The sequence below is a fragment of the Streptomyces sp. NPDC093586 genome, assembly GCF_044764905.1.
Taxonomy (GTDB): Bacteria; Actinomycetota; Actinomycetes; order Streptomycetales; family Streptomycetaceae; genus Streptomyces.
The window spans coordinates 53,390-65,118 of record NZ_JBIWJA010000011.1 but is presented as its reverse complement, the minus strand read 5'-3'; the positions used below and the strand labels follow the sequence as shown (position 1 = coordinate 65,118).

General features: G+C 71.7%; 7 protein-coding genes. 3 read left to right on the top strand and 4 right to left on the bottom strand.

Going from position 1 to position 11,729, the window contains the following annotated elements; all coding sequences use genetic code 11:
- Nucleotides 1–3: 3 nt before the first annotated feature.
- The gene (locus ACIRFH_RS14380; RefSeq protein WP_403520264.1) at nt 4–1,110 is read right to left on the bottom strand and encodes an ADP-ribosylglycohydrolase family protein; all 1,107 of its coding nucleotides are present in this window, start codon (nt 1,108–1,110) and stop codon (nt 4–6) included.
- A gap of 258 nt (nt 1,111–1,368) precedes the next feature.
- Here ACIRFH_RS14380 and ACIRFH_RS14375 point away from each other — a divergent pair, with 258 nt between their 5' ends.
- From ACIRFH_RS14375 to ACIRFH_RS14365, 3 genes are all read left to right on the top strand, one after another.
- Nucleotides 1,369–2,100, top strand: coding sequence for a VIT1/CCC1 transporter family protein (locus tag ACIRFH_RS14375; RefSeq protein ID WP_403520262.1), 732 nt, complete (start codon nt 1,369–1,371; stop codon nt 2,098–2,100).
- A gap of 429 nt (nt 2,101–2,529) precedes the next feature.
- Nucleotides 2,530–7,077, top strand: a complete 4,548-nt coding sequence (gene gltB, locus ACIRFH_RS14370; protein ID WP_403520473.1) for a glutamate synthase large subunit — start codon at nt 2,530–2,532, stop codon at nt 7,075–7,077.
- Nucleotides 7,070–8,533: a glutamate synthase subunit beta gene (locus tag ACIRFH_RS14365; RefSeq protein WP_403520260.1), complete on the top strand. Its 1,464-nt coding sequence runs from the start codon at nt 7,070–7,072 to the stop codon at nt 8,531–8,533. Before gltB ends, ACIRFH_RS14365 begins: the two co-directional genes overlap by 8 nt.
- Nucleotides 8,534–8,636: 103 nt before the next feature.
- Here ACIRFH_RS14365 and ACIRFH_RS14360 read toward each other — a convergent pair whose 3' ends face one another.
- The 3 genes from ACIRFH_RS14360 to ACIRFH_RS14350 all read right to left on the bottom strand — a co-directional run bounded on the left by ACIRFH_RS14360 (nt 8,637) and on the right by ACIRFH_RS14350 (nt 11,667).
- Entirely contained in the window at nt 8,637–9,539 is a 903-nt protein-coding gene (locus ACIRFH_RS14360) for a chitosanase (protein ID WP_403520258.1), read from the bottom strand.
- Nucleotides 9,536–10,471 (bottom strand): rhomboid family intramembrane serine protease, encoded by a 936-nt coding sequence (locus ACIRFH_RS14355; RefSeq protein WP_403520256.1) that lies wholly within the window; start codon nt 10,469–10,471, stop codon nt 9,536–9,538. Before ACIRFH_RS14355 ends, ACIRFH_RS14360 begins: the two co-directional genes overlap by 4 nt.
- A gap of 302 nt (nt 10,472–10,773) precedes the next feature.
- On the bottom strand, nt 10,774–11,667 hold the full coding sequence (locus tag ACIRFH_RS14350; protein WP_403520255.1) for a hypothetical protein: 894 nt from the start codon (nt 11,665–11,667) through the stop codon (nt 10,774–10,776).
- Nucleotides 11,668–11,729 lie beyond the last annotated feature (62 nt).

Sequence of the window (11,729 nt, the reverse complement as noted above, 5' to 3'; positions counted from 1 at the left end):
GGGTCATGGCCGCACCCCCGCCGCCGAGGCGTCCGGCACGGGTGCGGCGGGTCCGGGGCCCCGGGTGCCGTGGCCCGCGCGGCCCGGCCCGGTGACGACACCTCCCGCGGCCCGGCCGCCCGGCACCAGCAGGTCGGCCACGTCCAGCACATGGTGTCCGGCCATCGCCGGCAGGCAGGTGCCGCGGGCCGGACCGATGGCCGAGGCCCACTCGGCCGGGATGGCGGAGACCCCCCGGCCCGCCCCGGCCAGGGCGCCGGCCACCGCCGCCGTGGTGTCGGCGTCGCGGCCCATGTTCACGGCCGTCAGCACGGCGTCGGTGAAGTCCCCGTCGGCCGCCGCGTACGCGCCGAAGGCGAGGGCGACCGCCTCGGGGGCGAGGTCGGTCCAGGGGTAGCCGCCGATGACCACCGCGGAGCGGACCGCGCGTTCGCCGAGGTGGGCCGCCGTCACCGCGCGGCGCAGACAGCGGGCCGTCCAGGAGTCCTCCGGGACGACGGCCAGGGCCGAGGCGACGACCGCGACGGCCGGGGCCCCCGTCATCGCCGCCGCGACGCCCGCGGCCACCGCCTGGCCGCCGTAGATGCCCTCGCCGTCGTGGCTTACCGAGCCGTCGATCGCCACCAGCCGGGCCGCCTCGGCGGGGCGGCCGGCCGCGAACACGCCGTGGGGCGCGGCCCGCATGGCCAGCCCGTCGCTCCAGGCGTGGCGGTGCTGGGCGGAGATGGGCGCGGCCAGGCCGCGGCGCAGGTTCTCCAGGGTGCCGCGCTCGCTGAAGCCCGCGCCCCGGAAGGGACCCTCCTCCCGGTCCGCGATCCACTCGTGCCAGGCCGCCTCCACATGGGCCGGGGTGAGGGCACAGCCGTGCCGGGCCAGCAGCAGCCCCGAGAAGATGGCGTACTCCGTGTCGTCCGTGCCGGACGGCCGCTCCGCCACGTAGCCCGTGATGCGGCCCCAGCGGGCGCGGATCTCGGAGGGCTTCATGTTCTCGGCCGGCGCCCCGAGGGCGTCCCCGACGGCCAGACCGAGCAGCGCGCCGCGCGCCCGTTCGCGGAGCCCGGCGGCGTCCCCCGGGGCGGGGACCGAGGGAATGCAGGCGGTGGATGCCATGCGGCCTCTCCTCTCAGGCGGGCGCCCGAAGAGGCGCACAGCCCTTTGCGGAACTGTCCCCGGTGCGGCTCGCCATGCAGCCTCACACGTCCCAGCGTCACCCGGTCGACATATGTGCACTCAAGATCACGGATGAGCGAGGAAGGGTAAAAGCGCAGGTAAGCCCAGCCTTTCCTTGCTGGCGGGACGGAAATGACCGGCGTACATTCGGTGTTGTCGAAAAATAGAACTCGTCCAAAAAGACCTTCTGGGGGACCCGTGGCCATCATCGAGACCGAGGCGTCGCTGCACGAGGCGCACCGCGACAACCACACCCACCGGGACGTCAACGGCGGCTGGCTGCGCCCCGCCGTCTTCGGCGCCATGGACGGTCTGGTCTCCAATCTCGCCCTGATGACCGGCGTCGCCGGCGGTGCGGCCGGTCAGCAGACCGTCGTGCTCAGCGGCCTCGCCGGCCTCGCCGCCGGCGCCTTCTCCATGGCCGCCGGCGAGTACACCTCCGTCGCCTCGCAGCGCGAACTCGTCGAGGCCGAGCTGGACGTGGAGCGCCGGGAGCTGAGGAAGCACCCGCAGGACGAGGAGGCCGAGCTGGCCGCGCTCTACGAGGCGCGGGGCGTCGAGCCGGAGCTCGCCCGCGAGGTCGCCCGGCAGCTGTCCCGCGATCCCGAACAGGCCCTGGAGATACACGCCCGGGAGGAGCTGGGCATCGACCCCGGCGACCTGCCGTCGCCGCTGGTCGCGGCCGTGTCGTCGTTCGGTTCGTTCGCCCTGGGCGCCCTGCTGCCCGTCCTGCCCTTCCTGCTCGGCGCGAGCTCGCTGTGGCCCGCCGTCCTGCTGGCGCTGGCCGGTCTGTTCCTGTGCGGCGCGGGGGTGGCCAGGGTGACGGCGCGCAGCTGGTGGTACAGCGGACTGCGGCAGCTCGCGCTCGGCGGCGCGGCGGCCGGTGTGACGTACGCCCTGGGCAGCCTGTTCGGAACGGCCGTAGGATAGCCCGGCTCGGACTTATGCGACGGGCCGCATAAGTAGTCGTTACTCGCTGGTTTCAGGCGTGTGACCACCGGGCATGAGCCGTAAGCGCTGCGGGCAACGACGCCCGGCGTGCACGCGCGGAGTGGGCGACGACGCTCCCTCCGCCCCTTGGACCGACGGACGACGATCTGTTCGCCGCGGCCTCCACAGCCTCCATCGCCGGGATCCGGCAGCCCTGCCGAAACCCTTCGATGTCCGCATGGTGGAACGGAGTATCCCGGTTACCGAGAACCGCTCCATCATGTAACCTGCATCAACTTTCGCACTCACGCAGAGGGCCAACGTCGTCCCTCGGCACTTGCCACATGCCACCTGACGACGACGGGAGAGCCGATGCGTACGCCGCGCCAGCCGTCCCAGCACTCCGCGAACGGCCAGAACCGGTCCTTCATGGATGCTCGCCCTGCTGCGCAGGGTATGTACGACCCCCGCAACGAGCACGACGCCTGCGGCGTCGGCTTCGTCGCCACCCTCACCGGCGAGGCGTCCCACACCCTGGTCGACCAGGCCCTCACCGTGCTGCGCAACCTGGAGCACCGCGGTGCCACCGGTTCCGAGCCCGACTCGGGCGACGGTGCGGGCATCCTCTCCCAGGTGCCGGACGCCTTCTTCCGCGAGGTGGCCGGATTCGACCTGCCCGAGGCCGGGGCGTACGCCGTCGGCATCGCCTTCCTGCCGGTGGACGGGACCGAGGACGCCGTCGCGCGGATCGAGACGATCGCCGCCGACGAGGGCCTCACCGTCCTCGGCTGGCGCGAGGTCCCGGTCGCCCCGCAGCTGCTCGGCGCCACCGCCCGCTCGACCATGCCGGTCTTCCGCCAGGTCTTCGTCACCGACGGCGCCTCGCGGGGCATCGCCCTCGACCGCCGCGCCTTCGCGCTGCGCAAGCGCGCCGAGCGCGAGGTGGGCGTCTACTTCCCGTCGCTGTCCGCGCGGACCATCGTCTACAAGGGCATGCTGACCACCGGCCAGCTGGAGCCCTTCTTCCCGGACCTGTCCGACCGCCGCTTCGCGTCCGCGATCGCGCTCGTGCACTCCCGGTTCTCCACGAACACCTTCCCGTCGTGGCCCCTCGCCCACCCGTACCGCTTCGTTGCGCACAACGGCGAGATCAACACGGTCAAGGGCAACCGCAACTGGATGGTCGCCCGCGAGTCCCAGCTCGTCTCCGACGTCTTCGGCGCGTCCTCGGACCTGGAGCGGCTCTTCCCGATCTGCACGCCCGACGCCTCCGACTCCGCCTCCTTCGACGAGGTCCTGGAGCTGCTGCACCTGGGTGGGCGTTCGCTGCCGCACTCGGTGCTGATGATGATCCCGGAGGCGTGGGAGAACCACGAATCCATGAACACCAAGGACGCAGCCCGGCGTGCCTTCTACCAGTTCCACTCCACGATGATGGAGCCCTGGGACGGCCCCGCCTGCGTCACCTTCACCGACGGCACCCAGGTCGGTGCCGTCCTCGACCGCAACGGCCTGCGCCCCGGCCGCTACTGGGTCACCGACGACGGCCTCGTCGTCCTCGGCTCCGAGGTCGGCGTCCTCGACATCGACCCGGCGAAGGTCGTCCGCAAGGGCCGCCTCCAGCCCGGCCGCATGTTCCTCGTGGACACCGCCGAGCACCGCATCATCGAGGACGACGAGATCAAGGCCAAGCTCGCGGCGGAGAAGCCCTACGCCGAGTGGCTCGAGGCCGGCGAGATCGAGCTGTCCGACCTGCCCGAGCGCGAGCACATCGTGCACACCCACGCCTCGGTCACCCGCCGCCAGCAGACCTTCGGGTACACCGAGGAGGAGCTGCGCGTCATCCTCGCGCCGATGGCCAAGGCCGGCGCCGAGCCGATCGGCTCCATGGGCACCGACTCGCCGATCGCCGCGCTGTCCGAGCGCCCCCGGCTGCTCTTCGACTACTTCACCCAGCTGTTCGCGCAGGTCACCAACCCGCCGCTGGACGCCATCCGCGAGGAACTGGTCACCTCCCTGCGCAGCTCGCTCGGCCCGCAGGGCAACCTGCTCGACCCGAGCGCCGCCTCCTGTCGCAGCGTCGTCCTGCCCTTCCCGGTCATCGACAACGACGAGCTGGCCAAGCTCATCCACATCAACGCCGACGGCGACATGCCCGGCTTCAAGGCCGCGACCCTCTCCGGCCTGTACCGGGTGCACGGCGGCGGCGACGCGCTGGCCGCGCGCATCGAGGAGATCTGCGCCGAGGCCGACGCCGCCATCGAGAACGGCGCCCGCCTGATCGTCCTGTCGGACCGCCACTCGGACGCCGAGCACGCCCCGATCCCGTCGCTGCTGCTCACCGCGGCCGTCCACCACCACCTCATCCGCACCAAGCAGCGCACCCAGGTGGGCCTGCTGGTCGAGGCCGGCGACGTCCGCGAGGTCCACCACGTCGCCCTGCTCATCGGCTACGGCGCCGCCGCCGTCAACCCCTACCTGGCGATGGAGTCCGTCGAGGACCTGGTCCGCGCCGGCACCTTCCTGCCGGACATCGAGCCCGAGAAGGCCATCAAGAACCTGATCTACGCCCTCGGCAAGGGCGTCCTGAAGGTCATGTCCAAGATGGGCATCTCCACCGTCGCCTCCTACCGCGGCGCCCAGGTCTTCGAGGCCGTCGGCCTCGACGAGGCCTTCGTCGCGAAGTACTTCAACGGCACCGCCACCAAGATCGGCGGCGTCGGCATCGACGTCGTCGCCAAGGAGGTCGCCGCCCGCCACGCCAAGGCCTACCCGGCCAGCGGCATCGCGCCCGCGCACCGCGCGCTGGAGATCGGCGGCGAGTACCAGTGGCGCCGCGAGGGCGAGCCCCACCTGTTCGACCCGGAGACGGTCTTCCGCCTCCAGCACTCCACGCGCTCCGGCAAGTACGACATCTTCAAGAAGTACACCGAGCGTGTGAACGAGCAGTCCGAGCGCCTGATGACGCTGCGCGGCCTGTTCGGCTTCAAGAGCGACCGGCAGCCGATCCCCGTCGACGAGGTCGAGCCGGTCTCCGAGATCGTCAAGCGCTTCTCCACCGGCGCCATGTCGTACGGCTCCATCTCCCAGGAGGCGCACGAGACCCTCGCCATCGCCATGAACCAGCTGGGCGGCAAGTCCAACACCGGTGAGGGCGGCGAGGACCCGGAGCGCCTGTACGACCCGGCCCGCCGGTCCAGCATCAAGCAGGTCGCCTCCGGCCGCTTCGGCGTCACCAGCGAGTACCTGGTCAACGCGGACGACATCCAGATCAAGATGGCCCAGGGCGCCAAGCCCGGCGAGGGCGGCCAGCTGCCCGGCCACAAGGTGTACCCCTGGGTCGCCAAGACCCGGCACTCCACCCCCGGCGTCGGCCTGATCTCCCCGCCGCCGCACCACGACATCTACTCCATCGAAGACCTCGCCCAGCTGATCCACGACCTCAAGAACGCGAACCCGCAGGCGCGGATCCACGTCAAGCTGGTCTCCGAGGTCGGCGTCGGCACGGTGGCGGCGGGCGTGTCCAAGGCGCACGCGGACGTCGTGCTCATCTCCGGCCACGACGGCGGCACGGGCGCCTCCCCGCTCACCTCGCTCAAGCACGCGGGCGGACCCTGGGAGCTCGGTCTCGCCGAGACCCAGCAGACCCTGCTGCTCAACGGCCTGCGCGACCGGATCGTCGTCCAGACCGACGGCCAGCTCAAGACCGGCCGAGACGTCGTCATCGCCGCGCTGCTCGGCGCCGAGGAGTTCGGTTTCGCGACCGCGCCGCTCGTCGTCTCCGGCTGCGTCATGATGCGCGTCTGCCACCTGGACACCTGCCCGGTCGGCATCGCCACCCAGAACCCGGTGCTGCGCGACCGGTTCTCCGGCAAGGCCGAGTACATCGTCAACTTCTTCACGTTCATCGCCCAGGAGGTCCGCGAGATCCTCGCCGAGCTGGGCTTCCGCTCCATCGAGGAGGCCGTCGGCCACGCCGAGGCCCTCGACGTCACCCGCGCCGTGGACCACTGGAAGGCACAGGGCCTGGACCTGGCCCCGCTCTTCCACGTGCCCGAGCTGCCCGAGGGCGCAGTGCGCCACCAGGTGACCGTCCAGGAACACGGCCTGGAGAAGGCCCTCGACAACGAGCTGATCAAGCTCGCCTCGGACGCGCTGGCCGCCTCGGACGCCACCGACGCCGCGCCGGTGCGCGCCCAGGTCGCCATCCGCAACATCAACCGCACGGTCGGCACCATGCTCGGCCACGAGGTGACGAAGAAGTTCGGCGGCGCGGGCCTGCCCGACGACACCATCGACATCACCTTCACCGGCTCCGCCGGCCAGTCCTTCGGCGCCTTCGTCCCGCGCGGCGTCACGCTGCGCCTGGAGGGCGACGCCAACGACTACGTCGGCAAGGGCCTGTCCGGCGGCCGGATCGTCGTCCGCCCCGACCGGGGCGCCGACCACCTCGCCGAGTACAGCGTCATCGCCGGCAACACCATCGGCTACGGCGCCACCGGCGGCGAGATGTTCCTGCGCGGCAAGGTCGGCGAACGCTTCTGCGTCCGCAACTCCGGCGCGCTGGTCGTCTCCGAGGGCGTCGGCGACCACGGCTGCGAGTACATGACCGGCGGCCACGCGGTCGTCCTCGGCGAGACCGGCCGCAACTTCGCGGCCGGCATGTCCGGCGGCGTCGCCTACGTCGTCGACCTCGACCCGGACAACGTCAACGTCGGCAACGCCGACGCCGTAGAGGCGCTGGACGACGCGGACAAGGAGTGGCTGCACGACGTGGTGCGCCGCCACGCCGAGGAGACCGGCTCCACGGTCGCCCAGAAGCTGCTCGCCGACTGGACGGCCTCCGTGGAGCGCTTCAGCAAGATCATCCCCCGTACGTACAAGGCAGTGCTCGCCGCCAAGGACGCCGCCGAGCGAGCCGGTCTCTCCGAGACCGAGATCACCGAGAAGATGATGGAGGCGGCGACCAATGGCTGATCCCAAGGGCTTCCTGAACCACGGCCGCGAGGTCGCCGAGACCCGGCCCGTCGAGGAGCGCGTCAAGGACTGGAACGAGGTCTACGTCCCCGGCTCCCTGCTGCCGATCATCAGCAAGCAGGCCAGCCGGTGCATGGACTGCGGCATCCCGTTCTGCCACAACGGCTGTCCGCTCGGGAACCTGATCCCCGAGTGGAACGACTACGCCTACCGCGAGGACTGGTCGGCCGCGCAGGAGCGCCTGCACGCCACCAACAACTTCCCGGAGTTCACCGGCCGCCTGTGCCCGGCCCCGTGCGAGTCGGCGTGCGTGCTCGGCATCAACCAGCCGCCGGTCACCATCAAGAACGTCGAGGTCTCGATCATCGACAAGGCGTGGGAGACCGGGGACGTCGCCCCGCAGATCCCCGAGCGCCTGTCCGGCAAGACCGTCGCCGTCATCGGCTCGGGCCCCGCGGGCCTGGCCGCCGCCCAGCAGCTCACCCGGGCCGGCCACACCGTCGCCGTCTACGAGCGCGCGGACCGCATCGGCGGCCTCCTGCGCTACGGCATCCCCGAGTTCAAGATGGAGAAGCGGCACATCAACCGCCGCATCGAGCAGATGCGCGCGGAGGGCACCCGCTTCCGCACCGGCGTCGAGGTCGGCCGCGACATCAAGGCGACGGACCTGAAGAAGCGGTACGACGCCGTCGTCATCGCCGCCGGTGCCACCACCGCCCGCGACCTGCCGGTCCCCGGCCGGGAACTCAAGGGCATCCACCAGGCCATGGAGTACCTGCCCCTGGCCAACAAGGTCCAGGAGGGCGACTTCGTGACGCCCCCCATCACGGCCGAGGGCAAGCACGTCGTCGTCATCGGCGGCGGCGACACCGGCGCCGACTGCGTGGGCACCGCCCACCGCCAGGGCGCCGCCTCCGTCACCCAGCTGGAGATCATGCCGCGGCCCGGCGAGGAGCGGAACCCGGTCTCCCAGCCGTGGCCGACCTTCCCGATGCTCTACAAGGTCACCTCGGCCCACGAGGAGGGCGGCGAGCGGATCTACTCCGTCTCCACCACCCACTTCGAGGGCGACGAGGACGGCAACGTCCAGTGGCTCCACATGAGCGAGGTCGAGTTCGTCGACGGCAGGCTGACCCCGAAGCCGGGCACCGAGCGCAAGATCCCGGCCCAGCTGGTCACCCTCGCCATGGGCTTCACCGGCACCGACCGGGAGAACGGCCTGGTCGACCAGTTCGGCCTGGAGCTCGACGAACGGGGTAACATCGCCCGGGACGCCGACTTCCAGACCAATGTGCCGGGTGTGTTCGTCGCCGGTGACGCCGGCCGCGGCCAGTCGCTCATCGTCTGGGCGATCGCCGAGGGACGCTCCGCCGCACGCGGCGCGGACCGCTTCCTGACCGGAGCCAGCGACCTGCCGGCCCCGATCCGTCCGACGGACCGCGCACTGGCGGTCTGACGGCCGGAACAACCTCACAGTCGTCCCGCACAAAGGCGTGCGGAACACTGACGGCGCCTGCCCCGTCCCCGACCGGACGAAAGGGGCGGGCGCCGTCGCATGCTCAGGGCAGCTTGTAGGTGTCCCCGTACATCTCCCACACCAGCGGCGTGCGCAGGTCCATGTTCCCGGCCTTCAGGAACCGGCGCTGGGCCGTGTCGACGCGCGAGGTGTCCATGCCCGGCCGCTTGGCCAGCATCGCCTCGTGCCGGACGTCGAGGAACGCCTCCAGGTACGCCTTCTCGGACCCGCCGTCGGCCGGCGTCTTCGCCTTCTTCATCGCGCGCTCACGCAGGCTGTAGAAGCCGTCCGCGTCGCTGTCGGGGCCGTGGAAGACCATCGCGTCGAAGTACACGAACTGCCCCAGCGTGCCGAGCCCGTCCAGCTTCGCCAGGCGCACCGACGGCTGGAAGTAGACGCGGTCGCGCTCCTCCTCCTGCGCCTTGCGGAACGCCGGGAGCTTCGCCTCCGCCTCCCAGGCGGCCGTGAAACCGGGATCGAGGCCCTCGTGGGAGTCGGTGCCGTCGACCTCGCGCAGGGCCGGCAGGTACTTCGCCAGACCGTTGCCCGGGTGCTCCTTCGTGTAGTGCTCGACCAGGGCGAGCAGATCGTGGGTGCCGGTGCAGAAACCGATGATGCCCGCGGTGTAGCCGTCACCCTGCCCGAGGTCCTCGATGGTGCCGTAGGCACTGCGCCAGTCGGTCGTCGAGTTCTCGGCGCTGGACACCAGCTGCTGCGCCAGCTCCTTCTTCGCCGGGGCGGCCAGCCCCGGCGGCAGGTCGGCGATCAGCGCGTCGTCCGCCTCCCGCTCCTGCTCGGCCCGGCTCTTGGCGTCCTCGCGGGCCGACTGGGCGGTGACCGTCGGCGGAGCGACCGGAGCGTCGGCCGAGTCCGTCGGCATGAGGAAGTACACCCCCGTGGCCACCACGGGGACGGCCGCGAGAAGCAGCACACCGGCACGTTTCACTGGGGAAGACCTCCACCTGACAGTTCCGACACCTTGACCGCCGCCGACACCGCCAGCAGCACCACCACACCCGCGCACGCACCCGCCTGCACCAGCACCCGGCGCCCGTCGCGGGGCGCGTACGCGTACGCCACGGCCAGCGCGCCGCCCACCAGCAGACCGCCGGCATGGCCCTGCCAGGAGGTGAATCCGGCGGAGACCACCAGCCACAGCAGCAGGAGGACCATGAAGCGGTTGACCGGGGCCGTGTCGGCCCCCAGCCGGCGGTGCAGCACGTAGTACGCGGCCCCCACGCCGAAGACCGCGCCCGAAGCACCGACCGAGGACTGCCCGGGGTCGGCCAGGACCAGCTCCAGGACGGAACCACCGAGCGCCGACAGCAGGTACAGGAGGGCGAAACGGACCCGTCCGAGCATCAGTTCCACCACCCGCCCCGACTGCCACAGCGCGACCATGTTCAGGGTGATGTGCAGGATCCCGAAGGCGCCCTGGAAAGGCGACTGGTGGAGGAACGCACCGGTGAGCAACCGCTCCCACTCACCCCCGGCGACACCCTCGGTCCGCAGCGGCCCCGAGACGAGGTACGGGCCCTCGCCGGGGTAGTGGGTGCCGTCCGGCCCGGCCAGGCGCGCGCCGACCATCGAGAACCGGTCCACGATCTCCGGCCGCACCAGCTCACCCAGGTAGGCGAGCACGTTCAGCCCGAACAGCGCGTACGTCACCACGGGCGTCGTCGAGACCCGCCCGCCGGCGATCGTCCGGGCCTGCCGGACGGACCGCGCACCCTCCTTCACACACTCCGGACAGTGGTGGCCCACAGCCGCCTCGCGCATGCAGTCGGGGCAGAGGGAGCGGTCGCAGCGGATACAGCGGACATGACACTCCACCGCGGGATGGCGGTAGCAGGTGGGGACGGTGGATTCGGGATCCACGGCCGGCTCCTCGGGACGGGCGGACGGTGAGCCGGTGGGGGCGGCAGCGAACAAAATATCGAAACACTGTGGACGGGCTGAGAGGCGGGGTCCGCAGTGGCGCGCACGGACCCGGTGGAACCCCGCGGGAAGAAGCCGGCGTCGTCGACGGCCCGTGACCGGCACGGCCGGCACGCCGAGCCCGCGCCGGCACGCCGAGCCCGCGCCGGCACCCCGAACCGGCGGCACCGCCCGCACGGGCGGCGTTCGACGACGCCCCGGCGCACCGACGCGTCACGCCGGCGCGGAAGCGGCCCCGCCCCCTATGTGTCGCACTCCAGCACGGTCCGGCACAACCCGCACCGCGCCCGCATCCGCCCCCGCACCGGCACCCCGATCCGCTGGTGACACGTCGGACAGGGGAACGACACCCGCAACGGCCCGCGCGCATCCGGCAGGAAGGAATAAGGGGCGTCCGCCACGGGAGCGGCGTGCGGGTCCAGCGCATGCCGCCGGTCCCGGGCGTAACGGCGGCGCCCCGCCCACCCGGCCGCCGTCAGCGGCGGCTGCTGCCCGTCCCGGCGGACCCGCGCCATACCCTTCACATATGCCGTGTAGGCCTGCGGACTGGTGAACCACACCGCCGGGTCCTCCCCGAACAACAGCGCCCGCTTGGCGAGCACGTACCCGAACTCCTCCGGCGTCAGGTACCCCAGCTTCTGCGACGACGCCGAGTCCTCCCGGTACGCGTCCAGCAGCAGCCACCCCGCGCCCAGATACGCCGCCGCCGTGTCCGTCAGGATCTCGTTGTCCCGCGTCCCCGGGAAGGACAGGTCCAGGCGGTGCAGATACACGTGCATCACCTCGTGGGCGAGCGCCGCGCCGATATCCCGCCGATGGGTGCGGAAACGGTCGTTCAGCTCCACGAAGTACTCCGGACCCGCCGCCAGCTCGACATTCGCCGCATGCGTCATCTCCCGGAAGGAGACGATCATCCGGGCATCCGGCAGACGGTAGTGACGCACCAGCTCGCGCGCCACCCGCTGCGCCCCCAGATACAGGTCGTCCGTGTCGCAGAACGCCACGTCGGCCGGGGCCACACTGACCGAGAACGTCCGGACGGTGTCGTACGACAGACGCCGGTACAGCGCCGTGATGGCGGCCCGCACCGTCTCCAGGTGCGGATAACCGTGCTCGACCGGTCCGCCGTTCGCCACGCCCGCACCCCCAAGACGCCTGCCCTGACTCCACTGTACGAGCCGCACCGCGGCGCCGGGCA